25 protein-coding genes and 2 tRNA genes are annotated in these 24,475 nt (G+C 40.5%); 21 read left to right on the forward strand and 6 right to left on the reverse strand.

Features of this window, described 5'->3' with window-relative positions; translation table 11 throughout:
• Positions 1–572: 572 nt before the first annotated feature.
• The gene (gene glgA, locus BV375_RS11845; protein ID WP_086760647.1) at positions 573–2,051 is read right to left on the reverse strand and encodes a glycogen synthase GlgA; all 1,479 of its coding nucleotides are present in this window, start codon (positions 2,049–2,051) and stop codon (positions 573–575) included.
• A 230-nt stretch (positions 2,052–2,281) separates the two neighbouring features.
• Positions 2,282–2,971 (reverse strand): TetR/AcrR family transcriptional regulator, encoded by a 690-nt coding sequence (locus BV375_RS11850; RefSeq protein WP_086760649.1) that lies wholly within the window; start codon positions 2,969–2,971, stop codon positions 2,282–2,284.
• A 131-nt stretch (positions 2,972–3,102) separates the two neighbouring features.
• Here BV375_RS11850 and BV375_RS11855 point away from each other — a divergent pair, with 131 nt between their 5' ends.
• A complete protein-coding gene (locus tag BV375_RS11855) occupies positions 3,103–3,336 on the forward strand; it encodes a 4-oxalocrotonate tautomerase family protein (RefSeq protein ID WP_086760651.1) in 234 nt (77 codons plus the stop codon).
• A 162-nt stretch (positions 3,337–3,498) separates the two neighbouring features.
• Positions 3,499–3,933 carry a GFA family protein gene (locus BV375_RS11860; protein ID WP_086760653.1) on the forward strand — a complete coding sequence of 145 codons (435 nt, stop codon included), beginning with the start codon at positions 3,499–3,501 and terminating at the stop codon, positions 3,931–3,933.
• 499 nt (positions 3,934–4,432) lie between these two features.
• On the opposite strand, the gene BV375_RS11865 is transcribed toward BV375_RS11860, so the two are convergent.
• Both BV375_RS11865 and BV375_RS11870 read right to left on the reverse strand, forming a co-directional pair.
• The gene (locus BV375_RS11865; protein ID WP_086760655.1) at positions 4,433–4,711 is read right to left on the reverse strand and encodes a hypothetical protein; all 279 of its coding nucleotides are present in this window, start codon (positions 4,709–4,711) and stop codon (positions 4,433–4,435) included.
• Between the two features lie 65 nt (positions 4,712–4,776).
• A complete protein-coding gene (locus tag BV375_RS11870) occupies positions 4,777–5,235 on the reverse strand; it encodes a VOC family protein (protein ID WP_086760657.1) in 459 nt (152 codons plus the stop codon).
• 77 nt (positions 5,236–5,312) lie between these two features.
• Here BV375_RS11870 and BV375_RS11875 point away from each other — a divergent pair, with 77 nt between their 5' ends.
• The 3 genes from BV375_RS11875 (at position 5,313) to BV375_RS11885 (ending at position 6,836) form a co-directional block, all read left to right on the forward strand.
• Positions 5,313–5,786 (forward strand): DUF4385 domain-containing protein, encoded by a 474-nt coding sequence (locus BV375_RS11875; protein ID WP_086760659.1) that lies wholly within the window; start codon positions 5,313–5,315, stop codon positions 5,784–5,786.
• Positions 5,787–5,988: 202 nt separating this feature from the next.
• The gene (locus BV375_RS11880; protein WP_086760661.1) at positions 5,989–6,414 is read left to right on the forward strand and encodes a thioesterase family protein; all 426 of its coding nucleotides are present in this window, start codon (positions 5,989–5,991) and stop codon (positions 6,412–6,414) included.
• A 137-nt stretch (positions 6,415–6,551) separates the two neighbouring features.
• Positions 6,552–6,836, forward strand: coding sequence for a hypothetical protein (locus BV375_RS11885; RefSeq protein WP_243713919.1), 285 nt, complete (start codon positions 6,552–6,554; stop codon positions 6,834–6,836).
• Positions 6,837–6,856: 20 nt separating this feature from the next.
• Here the strand turns inward: BV375_RS11885 and BV375_RS11890 are convergent, their stop codons facing one another.
• Both BV375_RS11890 and BV375_RS11895 read right to left on the reverse strand, forming a co-directional pair.
• The gene (locus BV375_RS11890; RefSeq protein WP_086760663.1) at positions 6,857–7,642 is read right to left on the reverse strand and encodes an RNA methyltransferase; all 786 of its coding nucleotides are present in this window, start codon (positions 7,640–7,642) and stop codon (positions 6,857–6,859) included.
• A gap of 201 nt (positions 7,643–7,843) precedes the next feature.
• Positions 7,844–7,925 (reverse strand) — tRNA-Leu (locus BV375_RS11895).
• A gap of 308 nt (positions 7,926–8,233) precedes the next feature.
• Between BV375_RS11895 and murA the strand changes: the two genes are divergently transcribed.
• From murA to BV375_RS11980, 16 genes are all read left to right on the forward strand, one after another.
• Positions 8,234–9,613, forward strand: a complete 1,380-nt coding sequence (gene murA, locus BV375_RS11900; protein ID WP_086760665.1) for a UDP-N-acetylglucosamine 1-carboxyvinyltransferase — start codon at positions 8,234–8,236, stop codon at positions 9,611–9,613.
• 111 nt (positions 9,614–9,724) lie between these two features.
• Positions 9,725–10,600, forward strand: coding sequence for a M48 family metallopeptidase (locus BV375_RS11905; protein WP_086760667.1), 876 nt, complete (start codon positions 9,725–9,727; stop codon positions 10,598–10,600).
• Positions 10,601–10,685: 85 nt separating this feature from the next.
• Complete coding sequence (locus BV375_RS11910) at positions 10,686–11,783, forward strand: alpha-hydroxy acid oxidase (protein WP_086760669.1); 1,098 nt, start codon at positions 10,686–10,688, stop codon at positions 11,781–11,783.
• Positions 11,784–11,951: 168 nt separating this feature from the next.
• Positions 11,952–12,035 (forward strand) — tRNA-Leu (locus BV375_RS11915).
• Between the two features lie 496 nt (positions 12,036–12,531).
• Positions 12,532–12,774 (forward strand): hypothetical protein, encoded by a 243-nt coding sequence (locus BV375_RS11920; RefSeq protein WP_086760671.1) that lies wholly within the window; start codon positions 12,532–12,534, stop codon positions 12,772–12,774.
• 928 nt (positions 12,775–13,702) lie between these two features.
• Entirely contained in the window at positions 13,703–14,500 is a 798-nt protein-coding gene (locus BV375_RS11930; RefSeq protein WP_086760673.1) for a WecB/TagA/CpsF family glycosyltransferase, read from the forward strand.
• Between the two features lie 117 nt (positions 14,501–14,617).
• Positions 14,618–15,442: an ABC transporter permease gene (locus BV375_RS11935; RefSeq protein WP_086760675.1), complete on the forward strand. Its 825-nt coding sequence runs from the start codon at positions 14,618–14,620 to the stop codon at positions 15,440–15,442.
• A gap of 15 nt (positions 15,443–15,457) precedes the next feature.
• Entirely contained in the window at positions 15,458–16,741 is a 1,284-nt protein-coding gene (locus BV375_RS11940) for a polysaccharide ABC transporter ATP-binding protein (RefSeq protein ID WP_086760677.1), read from the forward strand.
• 42 nt (positions 16,742–16,783) lie between these two features.
• The gene (locus BV375_RS11945) at positions 16,784–17,473 is read left to right on the forward strand and encodes a class I SAM-dependent methyltransferase (RefSeq protein WP_208095651.1); all 690 of its coding nucleotides are present in this window, start codon (positions 16,784–16,786) and stop codon (positions 17,471–17,473) included.
• Between the two features lie 38 nt (positions 17,474–17,511).
• Positions 17,512–18,594: a dTDP-glucose 4,6-dehydratase gene (rfbB, locus tag BV375_RS11950; RefSeq protein ID WP_086760679.1), complete on the forward strand. Its 1,083-nt coding sequence runs from the start codon at positions 17,512–17,514 to the stop codon at positions 18,592–18,594.
• A gap of 30 nt (positions 18,595–18,624) precedes the next feature.
• Positions 18,625–19,584: a glucose-1-phosphate thymidylyltransferase RfbA gene (gene rfbA, locus BV375_RS11955; protein WP_086760681.1), complete on the forward strand. Its 960-nt coding sequence runs from the start codon at positions 18,625–18,627 to the stop codon at positions 19,582–19,584.
• Positions 19,581–20,126, forward strand: coding sequence for a dTDP-4-dehydrorhamnose 3,5-epimerase (rfbC, locus tag BV375_RS11960; protein ID WP_086760683.1), 546 nt, complete (start codon positions 19,581–19,583; stop codon positions 20,124–20,126). The genes rfbA and rfbC overlap by 4 nt, the downstream gene beginning before the upstream one ends.
• Complete coding sequence (gene rfbD, locus BV375_RS11965; RefSeq protein ID WP_086760685.1) at positions 20,123–21,019, forward strand: dTDP-4-dehydrorhamnose reductase; 897 nt, start codon at positions 20,123–20,125, stop codon at positions 21,017–21,019. The genes rfbC and rfbD overlap by 4 nt, the downstream gene beginning before the upstream one ends.
• Positions 21,020–21,059: 40 nt before the next feature.
• A complete protein-coding gene (locus BV375_RS11970; protein ID WP_086760687.1) occupies positions 21,060–22,109 on the forward strand; it encodes a glycosyltransferase family 2 protein in 1,050 nt (349 codons plus the stop codon).
• Between the two features lie 53 nt (positions 22,110–22,162).
• Positions 22,163–23,281: a glycosyltransferase family 4 protein gene (locus tag BV375_RS11975; protein ID WP_086760689.1), complete on the forward strand. Its 1,119-nt coding sequence runs from the start codon at positions 22,163–22,165 to the stop codon at positions 23,279–23,281.
• A 110-nt stretch (positions 23,282–23,391) separates the two neighbouring features.
• Positions 23,392–24,438 carry a glycosyltransferase gene (locus BV375_RS11980; protein ID WP_243713920.1) on the forward strand — a complete coding sequence of 349 codons (1,047 nt, stop codon included), beginning with the start codon at positions 23,392–23,394 and terminating at the stop codon, positions 24,436–24,438.
• The last annotated feature ends 37 nt before the right edge of the window (positions 24,439–24,475 follow it).

Below are 24,475 nucleotides of genomic sequence, written 5' to 3' on the forward strand. Positions count from 1 at the left end.
GAATTCACGTTAATAAATGTCTGTTTACAGCATTAACCGTAAAATATTCAGTCGATGCTTCCAACTAGAATGTTGATTTCACCAAGGATGCAATCGCAATTTTAATAACAGGTCTGGCTCTGAAAAATTATAGCCAGCATTTGTAATTTACAAGATCGTCGTAACTCTTTCTTATTCAGGACTAGATTTTTGTAATGGTCGCTTAAAATGAGTTAGAAAATCTAAAATTATTTTGATTGGGGCTGAAAGAAAAACTGAGCCGAAAAATATCGTTCCATAGTTGAGCGATTGATCGGTTATATCAATTTGCTCTGCAATTACTGAATCTGAAACAGATAGAGTTAACAAATTAACTATTATTTCTCTGTGAACTCTGCGTTCTCTGCGGTTTATTTTTCCGTTGTCTTTGCGTAAGTCCTGTTTTATATTAAATTTTCCTTTAGGTGACACAAAAAAAGGCGGTCAAGCCGCCTCTAGAGAGATTGTTTTGAGCGAATAGTAGAGTCTTAACTAAACTGTTGGACACACATTATTCTCTGCATTTTATGTAGCCAAATTCACGAGAATTGAGATTACCACTTGTGTCTGATCCAGTCGTAAATCTCTACATATTCACTGCCTGGAACATTCCATGAGTAGTCATATTCCATACCCTGAATAGCTAATTCGCGGAACTCGTCAGGAGAGTAATTCCACAAATCAATTGCCCGTTCCATTGCTGATTCAAGCGCTTGATTATCGCTCTGATAAAACACATAACCATTACGCTTTTCAGGTGGTACATTCTCGTCGTAATTGCGGTCAAATACTGTATTCACCAAACCACCAACACCGCGAACAATCGGTACAGTGCCATACTTCAAGCCAATCATTTGAGTTAATCCACAGGGTTCGTAATTGCTGGGGACAACAATTATATCTGCCCCCGCATAAATCAGGTGGGATAATTCCTCATTAAAGCCCAGTTCTAAATGTACATCTGGGTTGCTATTTAAAAATTCTTTTTCATGTTGGAAAGTAGCGTTGATTCCCGCTTCTGTAGCCGAACCTAGTAATACAAATTGCGCTCCTTTATAGAGGGCGTAATAAATGGCGTGATGAACAAGATGCACACCTTTTTGATTATCTAACCGACCAATGTAAGCAACTATTGGTTTATCATCTTGACGGAGCAGGAGACGTTCTCGTAAAGCTTTTTTGTTATCGAATTTTTGTTCAAAATTGTTCTTGGTATAGTTAGAAGAGATGTAGCGATCAACTTCTGGATTCCAAAAATCGTAATCAATACCGTTGAGCACCCCACGGAATTTATCTTGATGCAAATGCAAAGTATGACCTAAACCGCAACCAACATCGCTAGTACGAGCTTCCCAAGCGTGGTTTGGAGAAACTGTGGTGACAGCATTGGAGTAAACAATACCCCCTTTCATGAAATTCAAAGCAAAGGGGTTGAAGTTATCACGCAGCTTATCGTATTGGAAGTAATACTCTGGTCGATTTAAACCTGTGGCCTCAAGAGTTTCTACACCTCCCATTCCCTGATGTTTAAAGTTGTGGATGGTGTAACAAACTCTTTGATACTCCATGCCATAATACTTGTACATTTCATGGAGCATGACTGGAACTAAGCCTGTTTGCCAATCATGACAATGGATGATATCAGGTCGCTTATTGCTTTGAAGTAAAAATTCCAAAGCAGCTTTGCTGAAAAAGGCAAAGCGCATATTATCGTCATTGCAACCGTAATAGCAGCCCCGATTAAAGAAATTATCTTGAGAATGAGGTTCAATGAAGAAACACACCCGTCCATGTACCCAACCACAGTACACCGAACACTCAATAGCTCCACCATACCAGGGTACTGACAAATTGCGATAGGCATCATGCCATCCCCAAATATGGTCGTAGCGCATACAGTCATACTTGGGCAGAATTAGCTCGACACAATGTCCTCGAATCTCTAATTCCCGACTCAGTCCGTAAACAACATCCCCTAAACCGCCTGCTTTAATTACAGGAGCACATTCCGAGGCAATCTGTACAATGTACATTCCTAGTCCTCGCTTCACAAAACTTTATTTGTACTATATTCCTATCAGTATATGAAAAATGTACTCATTGACACGTAAGTGATGGAATGATAAGTAAAAAAAGTTAAACACAGGGCTAGCAATAATGAAATCTATTAGTATCAGCCCAAAATTATGCAATTTGTGAGATGCAGATTATTGCTAATGTCGTACTGCCATAGTCTTTAATAAGGAATGACTGTGCTTGAGTCTCAAGCTCTTAAGTTCTCGCGCGCTGATCGTTTCTTCTTCGACTCCGCACTAACCGCGAGTCGGGATAATACATTTTCCACTCCCTTGTGCGCTTGTGTTAGATGAATCGGGTCATTCATCATGACAAAAAGAAAATTCGCAGCCAAAAGCATGGCCTCGATTTCAAAAACCACTTGAGCAACTTCGGCATTAGGATCTATCTGTCCCAAGTCCTGCGCCTCAAGAATGCACTGCCTCAATAATGTAAGCCACTTACCTAGCACTTCGACGACGCGATCGCGCGCTGGACCGGGACGCGTGTCGAGTTCCGCAGCGACTGAGGCAAAAAAACATCCACCCGGAAAAACTTTGCGTTCGAGATGTGAAACAAATGAATTAACCACTGCTTTGAGTCGATCAGTTCCCGCAAGCGCCCTCATTGCAGGCTGAATCACTTCATTATCAAAAATCTCGGCTGCCGTTTCGATCGTCGCCAACTCCAGTTCTTCTTTGGATTTGAAATGTGCATAGAGTCCACTCTTGCTCATTCCAATCTCAGTCGCCAGATCTCCCAGCGACAAGCCACTTAGTCCCTTCGTTGTTGCTAGCTTCGCCGCAGTAAGCAAAATGGTGGCGCGGCTGGACTGTCCTTTCAAGCGGCGGGAATTACTACCTTCTGAACTGGTTTTGGATGATGAAGCAACACTCATAACTCGAATCAAAACTTATGACTTGACAATAGCACGAACGGTCGTCATAATCAAGAGACAAAGAACGAACGTTCGTTTTTTTATGCATAACTTTTCATAGCAAATCAAAATTAGAAACTGGAAATAAACTTATGCCATTAGTGAATGTCAAACTGATTGAAGGCGTTTTCACGTCAGATCAAAAGCAAGAGATGATCCGCAAGCTCACTGACACAATGGTGTCGATCGAAGGCGAGAACCTGCGTTCAGTGACGTGGGTTGTGATCGAAGAGGTCAAGAGCGGCGATTGGGGAGTGGGTGGCGATCCTCTCACCACTAACGATGTGCAGGCGCTTGCGGCTAGCAAGTCCAAAGTTAACGCCTAACCCTACACAGCCGTAAACCCGTCCATTGCGCTACGGTTGCAAGCGTGACCCCTAAAGGGTCGGGTCGCTGAGCGTGCGAAAAGATTTCGCAACGGAGTTGATCCTTAACTTAAGACTGTGCTCCAAATCTTCTCGTCGTGCTAATTACTAAGGAGGTACATCATGAGCAACAAAAAATCTTACAAAGGCAGCTGCTTTTGCAGCGCAGTTCAGTTCACGGTCAGCGGTGAGCCAACCGCAATGGGTTATTGCCATTGTGAGTCGTGTCGAAGCTGGTCGGCAGGGCCTGTCAACGCCTTCACTTTATGGAACCCCGAAGCGGTGCAGATCACCCAAGGGGTAGACAACATCGGCACTTACAACAAGACACCGCATAGTTATCGCAAATGGTGCAAAACCTGTGGAGGACACCTCTTCACTGAGCATCCCGGCATGGGACTCACCGACGTGTATGCAGCAGTCATTCCGGACTTCCCGTACCACGCCGATGTCCATGTCCACTATCAGGAGACGAAGCTGCCAATGAAGGACGGGTTGCCGAAGATGAAGGACGTCCCGAAGGAAATGGGTGGCTCAGGCATCAGCGTAGCGGAATAACACAATTGGGACCTTCAAGCGCCACTATCCCAGGCACTGAATTGGGTCGAGGAGGGTGTTTCTCCCTCCCACACCAGCACCAGCAGTCGTTGTGGGAGCAGTAGCTCGTAGGGACTTTCTATCACGACACCTTGTATCTAACTCTCTCTCGTCAGATTAATTTGAAACCCTATTTTGATGTTAGTCCGCCTGTGCGGGCTAACCTCCGGGTTCAGCAGTCGCTCATGGGGGAAACCCCCAAGACCGCGCTGCTTCACCGCTACGCGTCTATGTTTGTGTAGCCGCAATTTCTAATCGTCTGGATTATTCTCTTGCCAAAGCCATAGAAAAGCGCTAATCGATTGTTCTACGATCAATGCAATCAGGTCGACTTTATCCAAATCTAAAAACGTTTAAACGATCGCAATTGTTGATTGGGGATGAACCCAATCAACGAAATAAACTTGACAGATGAGCGCGATTGCCCGTGTCCGGAGGGGTTTATGAAAATTCCTCCGTCTCAGTCTTGTTTTGGAATGAGATTGGCGCGTTTGGCTGCATTATCCCAAACTATCCAACTACAAGAATTGTCTACCTCTTCTGGATTATTTGTGATTTTAAAATAGAGCTTGTTTTCACCTTTGGGTTCAATAGCAAAATCAGCATTTTGGGCATAAACTACCTTAAAACCTCTATCTCTAAGGCAATACATCGCCCAATTTTTCAATGATTGTTTATATGGTTCGTGAGGAATTGGCGGTTTTGTAATTGCTTCTTCGATGACTTGAAATATCTGCATTGATATCATCTTCGTTTGAATGGTCATACTTAAAAAATTTGTAGTGAGAACTTTAGTCCTCTCTATCAAACTGGATCGCAACGAATCTCTATCATAAAACCATCAGGATCGTAGAAGTATACACCTCTACCAGTAGGACGGGTAACAGGGCCATGAGCGATCGCAATTTGATTATCTTTGATGACTGCCACTGCTTGCTCAAAGAACTGCGGAGCGATGTCAAAGGCTAAGTGATATGCTCTAGTGAAAGTTTTATCGGGATTGGGATCTGGTGGTGATAATTCTGGTTCTCCAAATAAATCCAGAATTGTGCCATCGGGAGTAATGAAGTTAGCTACTTTTCCAGCAGCGACTAGTTCAACTAGGGTTGCGGGTACTTCATCACCTTTAAGTTCATGTAAGCCTAGAATAGTGCCATAAAAGTGTCGGGAAGCTTGCATATCTTTCACGTTAAGAGCAATGTGATGCACTTTCCGTAAAACACCTGGAGTTAGGACACTGTTGGCACAGAAGCTAGATAGCATGGCAGAATCAAATTTCCCTACAAGGATAGAAGTTTAACTCTTTGTTTTGAGTTTATTATTCATCCTAAAAACTTACCATGCCTTTTGATTATTCTTTAGATTTTCCAAATATCAATTTTCGCCAACATCCTGAACTCTATCGTATTGGTAAAGGTGAGCAGGGTGTACTTTTGGTTGAACCATATAAATCAGAAATTCTTACCTATTGGCGATTTAAAAATCCTGAAATTGCTCAAGAGTCGAGCGAAAAAATCTACGAGATTTTTCTTGCTTATCTAGAGCACGAAGATTTTGTGGGTGCAGATATGGCACGAAAGTTTTTACAAATGGGATATACCAGATCCCGCCGTTATGCTAATCATAAAAGCGGCAGAAAGTATCAAAAAAATGAACTTAAATCGGGTAGTAAGAAAGAAATTCTACCCTATGATGTAGATCCAATTAAAGCGGAATCAGCGGCAATATTTAAAGCTAAGTGGATACAAGCAAAGACCAATGAAAAATATCTCCAACTTTTAGCCCAACATAAACAGATGTACGAGGTAGACTAGTATTGCTTTACGTTCGTAGTCAGCACTTTAGAAGATAATCAGCCGTTGAAAACGATCGCTCGTGCTGAAAATAAACAAGCGATCGCCTGTATCTTCTTATTTTTCTAGCACGGTTTGAGCTGCTCTAGAGATATAAATATTGCCGCTCCAGAAAAACTAATATAGAGAAAGTCTAAAACAGCGCCAATCTAGCAATTCACCCATGCAAATATTTAAAACTTTACTACGAGTTCGACACTACGAGATGGATGCTCTCGGACATGTCAACAATGCTGTCTACCAAAACTACTTGGAACAGGCAGCTATTGAACACTCAGAACATTTGGGCTTAACTTTAGATATCTATCAGGAATCAGGTGGTGTATTTGTGATGCGGCGGGTAGAAATTGAGTATCTGCGTCCAGCAGTAGCAGGAGATACTCTAGAAGTCACCACTTGGTTGAGGGAAATACGTGGTACTCGCGCCTTCCGACGTTACGAAATCCGCAAACAAAACCAAGAGGATTTGCTAGTCACAGCCGAAGCGCTATGGGTATGGGTGGATGTCAAGACAATGCGTCCACGACCGATCCCCAATATGATGTTAGATAAATTTTTGGCAACACTCCACTCTGGGGCAACTAACTGATGGGAAGATGAAATAACTTAGACTTTTTTACCTGAAGTATGTAAATTTGATACAGGTTAGGATAATTTATTCCAGATAGCCGAGACTATGATGTGAAATATGCAAAATATTAAGTTGTAGTCAATACACTCAAGATTATGCCAGTAAATTCAGATTCTCAGGTCAAGATTATGGAGCAACATCAGCAAGAACAACGCCAAACTGCCGCTCAAGAGTTTCAAGCAGCCTTGGATGAATTAGAAGATATATTACAAGAACAACCAACCGTGGATGAAGCTAGCCAAGTATTAAATAATGGTAATGGTAGTGTCAGCGATGCCCAACTAGCTCAAGAAGATGAAGAGTTAGCAGCTATTGATATAGAAGCTTTTGAAGATGCAGTTGCTGATATAGAGCAATATTTTGCTGAACGCAAACAATAATCGTCAAAATTCAAAATTCCTCAGTCTTGATAAATCACTTGCCGCTGGGCTTCGTATAACATTAAAGCCGCTGCGATCGCTACATTCAAAGACTCTACGCCCGGACTTAGAGGAATTTTTACTTGCCGATCTGCCATTGCTGCTATCTCTGCCGACAAACCAGCACCTTCATTTCCCAATAAAATTAAACTGGGTTTGCGCCAGTCTACTTCCCAATAAGTTAAAGTCGCGCTGGGTAAGGTTGCTACCACTTGCATTCCCGCTTGCTGACTTTGTTGAATAGTAGTTTTTAAATCTTCTGTCACTGCCATCGCTAGACGAAACCACTGCCCAGCAGAGGCACGTAAAACTTTCGGGTTATCTAAATCTACGCTATCCCCACTCAGCCACAAACCTGATGCTCCCGCCGCCGCCGCTGTGCGAATCATCGTACCGAGATTACCGGGATCTTGCAAAGTTTCCACAGCTAGAACTATGCCAGTCATAGGTAATTGAGTTTGGCGATCGCTGCGTTGGGCTGTTGCAACTACGCCATCCGGTTGGACTGTAGTCGCGATCGCCTCTAATACTTCTTTACTCACAATTTCGGCGCGATCGCATCGACTACAAGCTTCCTCCCAGAGTACAGGATGGGCTGATTGCCATTCTGGCGTGCAGCACACCACTACTAACGGATAATTGACCGCACAAGCTTCCTCTAACAGATGCGTCCCTTCTAATAAAAAGAGCTGCTGCTTGTGCCGCTCCTTCGTGGAGTGCAGTTTGCGGATTTGCTTGACTAAGGAATTTTGTAAACTGGTCAACATGAAAGTACTGAGTTGAAAGTGCTGAGTGCTGAGTCTTGTTCCTATTTAGGACTCTAGACTCAGCAACGCCAGTTGCTACAACGGAGGGAACCTCCCTTCGGGTTCGCAGTTGCTTCAAGTCGGCGTTCGCCCTTGGCGTTGCCGAAGGCTAGCCGCCCAACGCACTGCTCACCGCAACACACTGGATCCTCATTACTTATATGCGGAACCCGGGACTTGAACCCGGAAGCCTTGCGGCACTAGAACCTGAATCTAGCGCGTCTGCCAATTCCGCCAGTTCCGCTGGCATTTGCTTATTATCGACAATTTCTTATCGTTACTCATTTATCAATATTTGTCAAGTAGTTTGCCTGGTTTGTACTGAGTATAGAGTTTTGCCAAGGAAATAATTTCTAGTTTTTGTTGTCTTAAGAATTTTTAAATCTCTATAATGCTTACTCCTAGGTGTTTTCAGCAGTCATGACCAAGCAAAAACAACAATTTATTTATGCAATATCCAGGTACAAATTGTAGACAAATCAAATCTTTACTGTAGAATCAAAACCAACTTCAACCCTTTAAAATTGACATATTTATTTCGGAGGTAGGCTTATTAATACTTCTAGCAGCTTACCAGATGCTAAATCCTCCCTTGAAGCAGACTCCTCAGTCTTGCAAATTTGGGGAGGGCATCCTTTGCGAGGTCATGTAAAAATTAGCGGGGCCAAAAATTCAGCACTGGTGATCATGGCTGGAACCTTGCTATGTTCAGGCGATTGCCGCGTCCGTAATGTTCCTTTACTAGCGGATGTGGAACGGATGGGTCAGGTGTTATCAGCTTTGGGTATTCGCTTAACCCGAAACGGCGACACTTTAGATATCAATGCCAGTGAAATTACAACATCTAAGGCTCCCTACGAATTAGTTACCCAACTGCGGGCAAGTTTTTTTGCCATTGGTCCGATTTTGGCGCGACTGGGAGTGGCTCAGATGCCATTGCCAGGAGGTTGTGCAATTGGTGCCAGACCAGTTGATTTGCACGTCCGCGGACTGCAAGCGATGGGAGCTGAAGTCCAGATAGAGCATGGGATTTGTAATGCCTATGTTCCTGGTAGCAATGGCAGGTTAAAAGGAGCCAAAATTTATCTGGACACTCCCAGTGTGGGAGCAACAGAAACATTGATGATGGCTGCTACTCTAGCTGATGGCGAAACGATTCTCGAAAATGCCGCACGAGAACCAGAAGTTGTCGATCTGGCAAATTTCTGTAATGCAATGGGCGCGAAGATTCAGGGGGCTGGTTCCAGTACGATTACCATCGTTGGGGTTCCCAAGTTGCATTCAGTAGAATACAACATCATTCCCGATCGCATTGAGGCTGGAACGTTTTTAGTCGCCGGAGCCATCACACGCTCAGAACTGACTTTATCATCAGTGTGTCCAGAGCATTTGATTCCAGTAATTGCCAAGTTACGAGATATTGGCGTGACGATCATTGAGGAAGCTCCGGATTGCTTACGTGTTCTGCCAGCGACTACCCTTAAAGCTACTGATATTGAAACCTTACCGCATCCAGGCTTTCCCACAGATATGCAAGCGCCGTTTATGGCTTTGCTGACTTTGGCAGAAGGCGACAGCTTGATCAACGAATCTGTATTTGAAAATCGGTTACGTCATGCCTCAGAGTTAAATCGCTTGGGGGCAGATATTCGTGTTAAAGGTAATGCAGCTTTCGTCCGTGGAGTCCCGATGTTATCAGGCGCGCCAGTATTAGGCACTGACTTGCGAGCATCCGCAGCCTTAGTCTTAGCTGGATTGGCAGCAGAAGGGACAACTACGATTCAGGGATTGCACCACCTCGATCGCGGTTACGATCAACTCGATGCGAAGTTGCAGCAATTGGGCGCAAGAATCCTGCGTGTGGCTGAACCATCTACAGATGCAGAACTTGCCCCTAATACGAGCAATTCCCCAGCGTCGATAACGACATAGTAGGTAGGTGGGCAATGCCCACCCTTACTTAATCGTTATACTAGCTTTGGGAGGCTGTTTATCTAAACTAGCAGCATTCCAAAATGCTATTTTTTTCAAGCTTGTTACACCATGTCATTATTAAAAACACCGCTGATTGGTTTAAAAGCTGACTCCTTTCGTCACCCATTAGATTTGGAAGCTACTAAAGCTCTCAAACAAATACCAGGTCTAGATATGATGGTGCGAAATTGGCTAGGGCCAATGGCAGAGCAAGTTTTTTATGTAGAAAATATTGCCTCCAGCGTTCTCGTGGGTGAAAACCAACTGCCCGATTTACATCAGCTGTTGGTAGATGCCTGTAAAGTATTAGATATAGAGCCTCCCCAGTTGTACATCAGGCAGCATCCGGCTCCTAACGCTTACACCTTTGCTATGCGAGGTCAGCAACCTTTTATTGTGCTGCATACCTCCCTCATCGATATCCTCACACCAGAGGAAATTCAGGCAGTCATTGCCCATGAGTTAGGACACCTTAAATGTGACCACAGCGTTTACCTAACTCCTGTAAATTTATTAGTATTAGCAGCAACAATATTACCTAACGTCGGAGCTATTATTGCCCAAGCTATACAGACACAACTTTTAGAATGGGTACGCTGCGCTGAGTTTACCTGCGATCGCGCCGCATTGTTAGCTACCCAAAATCCCAAAGTTGTGATGTCAGTTTTGATGAAGTTAGCAGGTGGTTCCCCAACATTAGCACCACAACTAAATCTTGATGCCTTTGTTGCCCAAGCTCGCGCCTACGATGATATTAGTAAAACAGAACTAGGCGAAATGGTGAAAGCCGCCCGCACCGCCCAACTAACTCACCCCGTACCCGTGCTACGAGCTCGAGAAATTGACCGTTGGGCAAGTAGCCAAGAATATCAAACTTTATTGCACAATCACCAACCGCAATCAACTACCGAACTTACACCCAAAGGTGGATGGCGAAACTGGTAGATTGGCATTAAATTCTCAAAAATTCATCTCCTCTGTGCCTCTGCGCCTCTGCGTGAGATTTTAAAATATTTAACGCCTAGTCACGATCCACAATCACTTGCAACCGATTAACCTCTTTGAGTACGAACAGCTAGCAAAAGAGCATCTCTCACAGATGGCGCTTGATTACTATAGCAGCGGTGCTTGGGATGAAATCACATTACAAGATAACCGCGCGGCTTTTGAGCGCCTGAAACTGCGGCCGCGAATGTTAGTAGATGTGAGCGATCGCAACTTGACTACATCTATATTAGGACAACCTCTAGAGCTACCCTTACTAATTGCGCCAATGGCTTTTCAATGTCTGGCTCATGCAGACGGAGAATTAGCTACTGCAACAGCTGCGGCTTCAGCAGGTGTGGGCATGATTTTGAGTACATTGGCTACCAAGAGTATTGAAGAAGTGGCAGCAGTTCGTCAAAATTTTCCTAATGCCTTGCAATGGTTCCAGCTTTACATCCATAAAGATAAAGGATTAACTCGCGCTTTAGTTGAAAGAGCCTACAAATCTGGCTACAAAGCACTTTGTCTAACGGTAGATGCTCCTGTCCTAGGGCAAAGAGAACGCGATCAACGTAACGAATTTTCTTTACCATCAGGTTTGCAAGCAGCCAATATTGCAACTATCTCAGGGCTAAATATTCCTCATGAAAAAGGTGAATCTGGATTATTTACCTATTTTGCCCAGCAGCTAAACCCAGCGTTAACTTGGAAAGATTTGGCATGGTTGCAGTCGCTCTGTCCTCTACCTTTAGTAATAAAAGGGATCTTACGAGGGGATGATGCTGTACGTGCTGTAGAGTGCGGAGTTCAAGCAATTGTTGTTTCCAATCATGGTGGCAGACAACTAGACGGTGCGATCGCATCATTAGAGGTTTTAGCAGAGATTGTTGCAGCTGTGGATGGCAAAGCTGAAGTACTGTTAGATGGAGGTATCCGCCGAGGTACAGATATTCTAAAAGCTCTAGCATTAGGAGCAAAAGCTGTGCTTATTGGGCGTCCTATTTTATGGGGGCTGGCGGTAGCTGGACAAGCAGGTGTAGCTCATATACTCTCGCTACTACAAACTGAGTTAAGTTTAGCTATGGCACTTAGCGGTTGTGCCCAGCTACAAGATATTGATCCTTCGTTAGTCAAGTATTAAACTAGTAGCCCACCAATATAAAGTGCATTTTGTAGCGTGTGTTTCACTATTCCCAAAAGAATGACTTTGTTAATACATATGTACTAATTGAGCAAAAATTTTGAAATAATTATCAGTACCTTGTCACAAAACTCTTGATATAGAGTATATTAGTAAAGTTGCATCTAAGGGCGGGTGGCGAAACTGGTAGACGCACCACACTCAAAATGTGGCGACCTTGCGGTCATAGGAGTTCGATTCTCCTCCTGCCCACTATAAAAAATATAGTTATCAGAAATTTTCAATTCTTAAGTTTCTCTAGTAAGTGCAATCACTAGAATAGAGAAACTTATAAACCAAGGTTATAAACACTAAATGTCGTCTTAGTATTTATGACATACTCGCTTAAAGTTATGGAAACCATTAAGTAGACAAATGCGTCTATTTTTTTAATGCATCTTCCAAAACTGTGAGCGCTAAAGAGTAATTTTATTGAATATGACTAAATTGTAGCTGTTTATACATTATTACATATATAAATACTTTACATATAAGTAAAATATGCATAAGTTCAGTTAAGTACTTATACGGGAATAAGTCGATATTGCATTCTAATTAATTCATTAAGCTTTACTAAGATAGTAGTTATAACTTATAACAGGGATTAATGGTCAAATTAAGCGATCGCAGTTTCAAAAGCGCTATTATATGGACATAACAGAGGATAACTAGTTTTTAAACTTGTCAACGTTAATAGAGAGGAAAAATTATGAGATTAAAAAGATGGGAATCTCCTCGTAGAGAGGGACGGAACGATAAAGGTAAAGGTGGTTCAGCAAGAAAGCGGCAACTTAAAAAACAAAGACAAATGTTGCGACAAAGGCTGAAGGAAGAGAAAAAAGCAGACAATACTAAAAATAATGGCAAAGGAGAAGATAAATTTATCTTCTCCTTTTTTATGTTGCTTTATCAACAAAAACAAATTTTTCTATTTGAAAACATACAGAAGTAATATAAGTAACAATAAAGTAAATTTATCTAATCAAAAAATATTAGCAATTTTCGATAAAAATTACATTCTTAATTAACTATTCTGATGAAATCACCGTTAAGGCAGATGACCCCAATCTTGCAGAATAGGGACAATAAATATTTAGTTGCAAAACCTATAAAATCAACCTATTGACTTTTGCTTAATCTGTCAGAATCCTCACCGCAAGAGGCTGGAGGAACTCTCAGCCTGAAATAACGTCCCTAACGGACATAGTAACTTAATCAGGAATTTTATACTAAAAATTTCTGGAAAGTTTGCAACCACAGATGCTCAGAATTACATCTTTGTTTATCTGTTGCTTGATATCAACTTCATCTAATTACTTAGTATCAAAGGCTCTGTAAACCAAGATAAGCGATCATTTGAGAGTCATAGTTAAACAACCAGACTTAATATCAGTTGTAAATATCTACTTTAGGACGAAGTATAGCCATTAACCAGTATTTAAATATATTTCTGTCTTTATATTTATCAAAGCTAGTAATTTCCTATATTTACATATCAGACCATAGTAGCTTTACTGTTTGTATTTTTACTGATAATAAATAACTATCTAAAAGAAAAAAAAATTATTCAGTTAATTATATTTACATAAATTGTAATGATTGTATGAAGAAAAGACAAACTAATTATAAAGTAACCATGAAGTTTGTACACAGTTTTGGGAAAAGCCGCAATTCAACTTGTAAACTAATATACGGTGGTCAGATGTTTGAAAAATACCAGGGTAACCAGAAATTTACTGATAAAGCTATTGCATCTCCATGTGAGTCAGACCATGCCAAAAGCTTAGAAAAAAGTCAGCAATAGTACCACCTAATTGTTCCACAGTTGGAAATGGACTAGTTGATGTTGATGATTTTTGTCTTTGACACAGGAGGAATTTATGGGAGAAATAACATTTCTGCCCAAACAAAAAGTTCTGGATTTTCCCATTACTGCCTTACGCTTTGAAGATCAGATCCAAACAATAATGAAGTGGGCGATCGCCCGCGAAAGTAAAACAGTATGCGTAGCCAATGTACACATGCTGATGGAAGCTCATTGGAATCCAGAGTTTGCTAGTGTATTACGAAATGCGGACGTCGTTACTCCTGATGGTATGCCTCTGGTTTGGATGATGCGACGGATGGGTGCGCGTTCCCAAGATCGCGTAGCGGGGATGGATATCTTACAAGGATTGTGCCAGCTAGCTCAAATACAAAATGTTAGTGTTTTCTTTGTTGGTTCGCAAACGGAAATCCTTTCTAGAATGAGAGAAAGGCTAGAGCAAGAATTTCCAAAGCTAAAAATCGCAGCAATGGAACCTTTACCCTTTCGTCCATTGACTGAGAATGAAGATACAGAACTGATTAATAAGATCAATTCAAGTGGTGCTGGTCTAGTATTTATATCCCTAGGTTGTCCAAAACAAGAAAATTGGATGGCTCAGCATAAAGGTAAAATTCAGGCAGTCATGCTGGGGATGGGAGGAGTATTCCCAGTTTATGCAGGAATTCATAAGCGAGCACCGCGCATAGTTAGAGAATTAGGATTTGAATGGTTTTATCGCTGGATTCAAGAACCGCGGCGTCTTTGGAGTCGTTATATTAAAACGATTCCACCTTTTATGTGGTTAGCAACCAAGCAACTACTATCATCAGGTCGTATTGCAGAAGTCTTTGTTGACGGGGCCGGAGATTGAGGATTCATATTTGCGTCACTATCCAAAGAAGTATCTTTCTATGAAAGTACAGATTTTGCAGATTTCAAAACAATTGCACATTGCTCATATATAGTCATACGACGTACGACTAAGTAGATGAATAATAAAGAACTCATCATTGAGGCTGGCCGAACTGAGAACCAGTATTGGAAAGACCTGTGGAAATATAGAGAGTTATTTTACTTTCTGGCATGGCGCGATATTTTGGTGCGCTACAAACAAACAGTAATTGGCTTTGCATGGGCATTGATTCGACCATTTTTGACGATGGTAGTATTCACAATTGTATTTGGTAATATAGCCAAGTTGCCTTCAGGTAATGCACCCTATCCAATATTGGTATTTTCGGCGTTATTACCTTGGCAGTTCTTTTCTGGTGCATTGAGTGAGTGTAGCAACAGCTTGATTGCAAATGCTAATCTAATTTCTAAAGTCTATTTTCCTCGGTTGATTGTACCGACCAGTGCAGTAATTGTTAGCTTTGTAGACTTCATGATTTCTGGCATGATTCTGCTAGCATTGATGGCATGGTACAACTTTGTACCCGACTGGCGAATTTTGACACTGCCACTATTTATATTGATTGCATTTGCAGCATCCATCGGTGCTGGTTTGTGGTTAGCAGCACTGAATGTAGAGTACCGAGATTTTCGCTATATTGTGCCGTTTATTGTCCAGTTTGGTTTGTATATTTCACCCGTAGGTTTTAGCAGTAGTGTTGTCCCCGAGCAGTGGCGCTTACTCTACTCAATCAACCCAATGGTAGGGGTAATTGATGGCTTCCGTTGGGCAATTTTAGGAGGAGACGCAACCATTTATTTACCTGGATTTGCTTTATCGGTAGGACTGGTTACACTAGTTTTCTTCAGCGGAATTTGGTATTTCCGCAAGATGGAACGGAAATTTGCTGATGTGATTTAACGAGGAGTTGATTACGTGTCTGATACAGTAATTCGAGTCGAAAATCTGAGTAAAAAGTACGTTATTAGTCATCAGCAAGAAGGCAACAGAAGAAACAAAACCTTGCGGGACTCTATTACTAAAGGAGTAGAGTCACTGAGTAAAAAACTTTTTAAACCTGGTGGTAAGCAAATATATAATCCTGCCCGCGAAGAGTTCTGGGCATTGAAAGATGTTTCGTTTGAAATTAAGCAGGGTGACAGAGTTGGCATTATTGGGCGTAATGGAGCAGGAAAATCCACATTATTAAAAGTCTTAAGTCGAATTGTAGAGCCGACTAGTGGCAAGATTGGCATAAAAGGACGTGTAGCAAGTCTATTGGAAGTTGGTACAGGTTTCCATCCAGAATTAACGGGTAGAGAAAATATTTATCTCAACGGTGCAATTTTAGGCATGAGCAAGGCGGAAATTCAACGCAAGTTTGATGAGATTGTAGCGTTTGCGGAAGTTGAAAAATTTTTAGACACACCTGTAAAACGCTATTCTTCAGGCATGTATGTGCGGCTTGCTTTTGCTGTTGCTGCCCATTTGGAGCCAGAAATTTTGATTGTTGATGAAGTGCTAGCGGTAGGAGATGCTAGTTTTCAGAAGAAGTGCTTAAACAAGATGGGAGAAGTAGCTGGGGAAGGTCGAACTGTAATATTTGTAAGTCACAATATGGGTGCAATAAGTACGCTGTGTAGTAAAGCTGTTTACCTTGCTAAGGGTCAAGTTAAAGAAATTGGTACATCTGAGCAAGTTTTATCTATTTATATATCAGAACTGTTTAATAGCAAGGAAGAGGAAATTTCAAATCTAAGATTGTCAGGTTTTGGAAAGGAGGTAAGATTTACTGATATTGATTTATGTCTAAATGATGAACAAAATTTATTTTTTGGAGAACAAATTAAATATTCACTTACTATTTCATCTGATAAATATTTTGATAATTTGACTATAGGTTCTAGTATTTTTAATAGTGATGGTTACTGTATAGGTACTTTAATTACAGAGGAAACATTTACGATATATGCTAATCAGATAATTAACTTATCATTAACGTTGCCAAGTTTTAATTTGGCTCCAGGTTCATATTATGCAGGATTTAGCATAGGAAAAGGTAATTTAGGAGATACAAATAGGCTGGATTTAGATATTGTGATTGGTAAGCCTGCTTTTAAAATAGTACCTCTTACAAAAAATCAAGATACTGTAGCAAACTGGAGTTCAAATTGGGGAAATATTGTAATTAAAGACTCAAGCTTAGTAATAGTCAACTGATGACTATTCAATACAATTATTAAACGGAGAGACTAAGTGAATATGGAATTTAAATCAATGCTAATGGAGTACGAGTATCAGAAAAAGGATGCCGAATACTTTCAGAATGTTCGGCAAGAAATGCTAGATTTTATACCTTTTTCTTCAAAGACTATTTTGGATGTTGGTTGTGGTGGTGGCAACTTTGGAAAGTATTTGAAGGAAGAAAGAAATGTTGAAGTATGGGGGGTCGAGCTAGATAAAGATGCAGCTTCTATTGCTGCTCAAAAGCTAGATAAAGTTATATGTGCTGCTTTTACAAATAGCTTGGATCTGCCTAAAAGTAACTTTGATTGTATCGTCTTTAATGATGTTTTAGAACATATGGTTGATCCATATAGTGCTCTAGTTTATGCCAAAGAAATACTAAATAAGCAAGGAGTTGTGGTTGCCTCTATTCCTAATGTTCGTTACTTTGATAATATATGGAATCTGTTAGTTAAAAAGAATTGGGAATACAGTGATTGGGGAATTTTAGATAAAACACATCTTCGTTTTTTTACTAAAAGAAGTATAATATCTACTTTTGAGAATTTAGGCTACTACGTTGAATGTATTGAAAGTATTAATCCTCTTGAAAAAATCCACCCCCGCTTAGTAAAAAGATTTAATTTTCTTAACATAATATTGCTGAACAAAATTGAAGATATGCGTTATCTACAGTTTGCAGTCGTGGCTCGTCCCAAAAATTAATGGCAATGCAAAACGCACTTATTTAGAACCACATAAAGATGCAAACACTCTTAGTAACAGGTGGCTTAGGTTTTATCGGCTCTAACTTCATACTGAAGGCTAGAAAAGAACAGTGGGCTAACATCATCAATCTAGATAAGCTAACTTATGCCAGCAATCCGCAAACTCTAGCAGAATTGCAAGGTGATTCTGGATATGATTTTGTTCGTGGCGATATCGGCGATATTGAACTTATACATAATCTTTTAGAACAGCATCAACCAGATGCAATTATCAACTTTGCTGCTGAGAGCCATGTCGATCGCTCTATTCTTAGCCCACAAGATTTTATTCAAACTAACGTATTAGGAACATTCCAACTTCTCGAAGCCAGCAGAGCCTACTACGAAAAATTATCTCCTCAAAAGCAAGAAAAATTTCGTTTCCTACACATATCTACAGATGAAGTTTACGGCTCTTTAAGTCAAACAGATCCAGCCTTTCGAGAAGATACGCCTTATGCACCGAACAGTCCCTATGCTGCCTCTAAAGCAGGCTCTGACCATCTAGTTCGAGCCTATTATCACACCTACGGTTTACCAACTTTAACCACCAACTGTTCAAATAATTACGGCCCTAGACAGTTTCCAGAAAAACTGATTCCCCTGATAATTCTCAATGCTTTAAATGAGAAACCACTACCAATTTATGGAGATGGTCAGAATATTCGTGATTGGCTGTATGTGGAAGACCACTGTGAAGCTATCTATCTAGTTCTACAACAAAGCTCTATTGGAGAAACTTACAACATAGGAGGTAACAACGAACAGACAAACCTCGCAGTTGTGGAAAAAATTTGTGCCCTCCTCGATGAGTTAGCACCCAAACCAAACTTCCACTACTCTTCTTTAATCTCGTTTGTCAAAGACCGCCCTGGTCATGACCGACGCTATGCAATTAACAGTAGCAAAATTAAGAAAGATTTGGGTTGGGAACCAAAAGAGAGTTTTGATAGTGGTTTATTAAAGACAATTCAGTGGTATTTGAGCAATTCCACTTGGGTTGAGCAAGTCCAATCAGGTGCTTACCAAACTTGGATTGAGCAAAACTATGGAGATAGAAATGCAGCGCTAGCACACTAATAAAAGCCCAAACCATCCAAGGAGTTAACAATGAAAGGCATTATTTTAGCAGGCGGTTCTGGTACAAGATTGTACCCACTCACCCAAGTGGTGAGTAAACAACTCATGCCTGTCTATGATAAGCCGATGATTTACTACCCTTTGTCAACTCTGATGTTGGCTGGGATTAGAGAGATACTCATCATCTCTACACCTCAACACTTACCCCTATTTCAACAACTTTTGCAAGATGGTAGTCAATGGGGTCTGAAGTTTAGTTATGTTGAGCAACCAAGGCCTGAAGGATTAGCGCAGGCTTTTATTTTGGGTAAAGATTTCATTGCTAATGACCCTGTTTGCTTAGTTTTGGGCGATAACCTTTTCTATGGTCATGGTTTAGTCGATGTACTACTTCGTGCGGCTCAATTGCGTGAGGGCGCACTCATCTTTGGTTATCGGGTAGCCGAACCCCAGCACTATGGCGTAGTTGAATTTGACTCTACAGGCCAAGTAGTCAGTCTAGAGGAAAAACCCCAGATTCCTAAGTCTAATTATGCTGTCCCTGGTATTTATTTCTATGATTCTCAAGTCGTAGAAATTGCATCAGGGCTGAAACCATCAGCCCGTAACGAACTAGAAATTACTGACTTGAGCCAAGTTTATCTGCGTCGAGGACAATTAAAAGTTGAGCTTTTAGGTCGAGGCTACGCCTGGTTAGATACGGGAACTCATGAATCTCTGCATCAGGCTGCTAGCTTTATTCAAACTCTAGAACAACGTCAAGGTTTCAAAATCGCTTGTGTCGAAGAAATTGCCTATCGCCAAGGATATATCGATGCAGACCAACTCTATCAACTTGCCGAACCACTAGCTAAAAACAGCTATGGACGTTACTTGATGGACTTGATCGATGGCGATCGCCATACTACTCAAGTTCAGGAAGAAAACTGGTTTGCATCAGCAAATGGATTCAAGGAAGACTTTGCAGACACTAAGAGGGTAAAGCTGTGAACATTATCCAGACTGAAATTCCTGATGTAGTGCTAATTGAACCGCGAGTTTTTGGAGATGAACGAGGCTTTTTTTACGAAAGTTACAATGAACGAGTTTTGCTAGAAAAGGCTGAGATTACACAACATTTCGTACAAGACAATCATTCGCTTTCAGCCAAAAATGTACTACGCGGTCTGCACTATCAAATTAAACAACCTCAAGGCAAGTTGGTGAGGGTTGTGGTTGGTGAAGTATTTGATGTAGCAGTAGACTTGAGGGCTAGTTCTAAGTACTTCGGTCAATGGGTTGGCTATCGTCTAAGCGCTCAAAACAAGCAACAACTTTGGATACCACCCGGCTTTGCTCACGGTTTTTTAGTGCTTTCAGAATCTGCGGAGTTTTTGTACAAAACTACAGACTACTACGCACCAGAGCATGAGCGTACCATTTTTTGGGACGATCCGGATTTAGCGATCGCTTGGCCTTTAGAAGCAGAACCTGTTGTCTCCGCTAAAGATAGAGTAGGTAAGCGATTGAAAGAGGCAGAGGTTTTTGTATGACCAAAATACTACTCACAGGTGTCACTGGTCAGGTCGGTTGGGAACTGCAACGAACTTTGATGACTCTTGGTGAAGTCATTCCCACCGGACGTGAAGTCTTATCTCCAAATTTACGCATGGATCTATCTCAGCCTGACACTATTCGTCATGTAATTCGTGAAGTTCAGCCTGACCTAATTATTAATGCTGCTGCATATACTGCTGTGGATAGAGCAGAATCAGAACCAGAGTTAGCAATGGCTGTTAATGGAACTGCACCAGGTGTAATTGCAAAAGAAGCCAAACTCATCGGCGCAGGAATCATTCATTATTCAACCGATTATGTGTTTAATGGCACTCAAGCCACACCCTACACAGAGCAAGACCAGCCAGACCCACAAAACATTTACGGCAAAACAAAATTAGCAGGAGAAATAGCAATTCAAGCAGTTGATGTGCCTCATTTAATTTTGAGAACAAGTTGGGTCTATGGCTTAAGAGGCAAAAACTTTTTACTAACGATGCTAAAATTAGCACATGAGCGCGAAGAATTAAAAGTAGTTAACGATCAAGTAGGCTCTCCAACTTGGAGCCGAATGATTGCTGAATCTACGGCACAGATTTTGTCACAAGGCATACATGAAATAAATAGTTTTTTGAGTAGTAACGGTGGGATATATCATCTCACTGCTACTGGTCAGACTAGTTGGTATGGGTTTGCGAAAGCAATTTTTGAACTCGATCCGAATTCCAGTCAACAGAAGTTGAAGAAGTTGCTAGGAATACCGTCTGAACAATATCCAACGCCAGTCAAAAGACCCGCTTATTCATCATTAAATACTCATAAAGTCTCTAGTATATTTGGGCTGACTTTGCCAAGTTGGAAGCGAAATTTAGAGTTAACCCTAAGCTAATCAACAATAAAATTGGATTTATAGTCTACTAATAATAAATATGAGAATAGCCCAATTATTACCCAAAAAACCTACGTTTCAAAACATTCGATTCCCAACTGTTGACTCTATTCCAGAAGGAATACATAGACCATTTTGGTCAGTCATGATTACAACTTACAAGCGCACCGAATATTTAGCAGATGCTATTAAAAGTGTTCTTGAGCAAGGGATTGAAGCTGATGAAATGCAGATAGAGGTAGTAGATGATTGCTCTCCAGAAAATATTGAAGTAATTGAAGTAATTGTCAATGAAGTTGGTCAGGGTAGAGTTTCTTTATACCGTCAGCCCAAAAATGTTGGTATTTATGCAAATTGGAATACCTGTATTGCTCGTGCTCGTGGGCATTGGATTCATATATTAAGTGATGATGACTTGATTATGCCGGGTTTTTATGAAGCCTACCGTCACTATATAGAAACTTATAAATGCCAGGTTGTGTTAGGACAATCAGTTTTTATTAATGACAAAAATCAATGGTTCGGTGTATCAAATCCTCTCCAAGACTCTGATGGTCTACTGGATAATGCATTGTGGGTACTTTCCAGAGGTAACCCCATCCGTACACCAGGAATAGTTGTAGCTCGTCAAGCATATGAAAAGTTGGGAGGATTTACTAGTGATCTTGTGTTTACTCCTGATTGGGAAATGTGGACACGACTAGCGGCATCCGTTAAATTAGCCTATGTGAACAGACCTTATAGTATATTCCGTGCTCATACCGGATCGCAGACAAGAAGACTGGTGCTTACAGGAGATTCTGTAACCGACTGTTTGACAGCAACAAAGATAATACAATCTAGATTTAACGAGCCTAAACATAGAAAAGAAATTCAAGACTTTGTGAATCATTCGTTAAGCGATGAAAGTCTTTATCTTAGTCGGCATCTAGTTCGTATCGGATACTATCAGTCAGCTCTATTACATGCAACTTGGGTATTGCGGTTAACTCCATCATTTTCCTCTTTTAAAAATATCTTGATCGTATCATTGAGAATTTTAAAATCGATTTTGAAGAAGTTTATCTCGTCTCCCTCACTACAAAATTGATTTAATACCTTTAAAAAAACAACGCTCTTATACAATTAAGCTGTCTATGAATTATGAAAAAAATTGCTTTTGTTTCTACTAATGATATAACACCCTGGGCTGGGAGTGAGGAATTATGGTCACAAACTGCTATTAGAATGGCTAGTCAAGATTTTGTAATAGCTGTAAACATTAAAGGTTGGAACACTCCTTCCAAAAAAATTCAAGAATTTGAAGAAGCAAATTGTATTGTTGTGCAGAGATTGGATTATAACAGTAATTTTATCTATAAGTTAGCTTTTAAAACATTTAAACATGAATTATTTTTTAAATGGTTAGATAAATTCAAACCTGATTTAGTCGTGATTTCTCAAGGATGTAACTATGAAGACAAAGGTTGGATGAAAGCTTGTTTAAAAAGAAAGGTTCCGTACGCTGTTATTGTTAATGCCGCAGGTGACAATTACTGGCCTTCTGATGATTTAGCTGCAAAAACATCCGAAGTTTATCAAAATGCCGAAACGTGCTTTTTTGTATCTCAGAGAAACTTAGAATTAACAGTAACACAACTAGCTACAGAACTTCCTAATGCCAAAGTAGTTAGAAATCCATACAAAGTTTCTTATGATATCGCTCCATCATGGCCTCAAGATCAAGATGTACTGAAGTTAGCATGTGTAGGTCGTTTAGATCCTCATTGTAAGGGACAAGATATATTGTTTAAGGTTCTACGGTCTGAAAAATGGAGAAACCGACCCATTGAAGTTACAATTCTTGGAAATGGATATCAGAAAAATACTTTGAGACGCTTAAAAGATTTATGGAGTTTAGATAACGTAAAATTCGGTGGTTTTATAGATAATGTAGAAGCTATTTGGGCTAATCATCATGCCTTAGTTTTACCTTCCAGAATTGAAGGCTTACCTCTAGCAATTGTAGAAGCGATGCTCTGTGGTAGATTATGCATTGTTACTGATGTTGCAGGAAATACAGAGTTAATTAAGGACAACATTAATGGTTTTGTAGCAATAGCACCTAAAGAAGAATGTCTAGATGAGGCAATGGAGAGAGCTTGGCAAAAAAGAGAATTATGGTACGAAATGGGTAAAGAAGCATATGTGAGCGTGCGAAAAATAATCCCCCGCGATCCAATAAATGAATTTGTAAGTGAAATAAAGCTATTACTAGAGTAGTTTATTTAATTTTTAGCTATGATGAAGCACATATAAATGAGAGTTTAGAATAAGCTAAATCGTTAGTTGCTATTAATCATGTAAATAGAAAATAGAGGCGAAGAGCGAAGATGGGAAAATTGACAATACAAAAAAAAATAGAGTATCCAAAAATTTCTCCTGTCCCTGAAGGTATTTACAGACCTTTTTGGTCAGTAATAATTCCTACTTACAATTGCGCTAATTACCTTGCTCAAACTCTTGAAAGTGTTCTGTTACAAGACCCTGGACCAGAATATATGCAAATTGAGGTTGTCGATGATTGCTCAACTAAAGATGACCCTGAAGCAGTAGTCAAAGAAATTGGTAAAGGACGAGTATCTTTCTATCGTCAACATCAAAACGTAGGAGCGATTCGCAACTTTAACACTTGTATTGAGCGTAGTGTTGGTCAGTTTATCCACATTCTTCATGGTGATGATTTTGTTGCACCAGACTTTTATTCATCCTATGCAGAACTTTTGCAAGCTCATCCAGACGCTACATTAATTATTAGTCCTTCAACTTCCATTGATGAAGATAATCAGCATATCAGTACTGCTTCACCACTTCCAAATGTAAATGGCGTGATAAAAGACTTTGCAAAAATTCAGGCTGTTGCAAATGAAATTCATACCCCAACTGTAGTTGTACCTCGTAAAGTATATGAGCAAATAGGTGCCTTCTATTTGCCACTTAGCCATACTGCTGATTGGGAAATGTGGTTTAGAGCAGGTCTTTATGGCAAAGCTGTTACTCTAAATAAGCAGATGGCTTATTATCGCGTTCATTCAAAAAGTGATACCAGTCGTTTAGCATTAACTGGAAAAAATATCTGGGAAGCTAAATATACAGTTGATATGTGTCTGCAACAATTGCCTGAGAAAGTACGTCCAGAGATAACTAATAATAAATACTCACATATTGCAGGGTTGGCCCGTTATTTTTACTTTGATTTAAAAAATAAGAAAATGTGGAGAAGTAGTTTAATTCAAGCAGGTTGGCATCTAAGACTGTCCCCTAGTATATCTGCATTTAAATGGTATTTTGCCGCTTGGGTTCGGTATATATTGTATAGTGTTTTAAACCTTGATACTCAATTAATTAAACTCAAAAAAGATGTCTCTAGTGCTAGCTAAATAAAGCTATAGCGTTTCCTAAGCTACTGAGGTACAC

This window comes from Nostoc sp. 106C, from assembly GCF_002154725.1.
In the GTDB taxonomy this organism is placed as follows: Bacteria; Cyanobacteriota; Cyanobacteriia; order Cyanobacteriales; family Nostocaceae; genus Aulosira.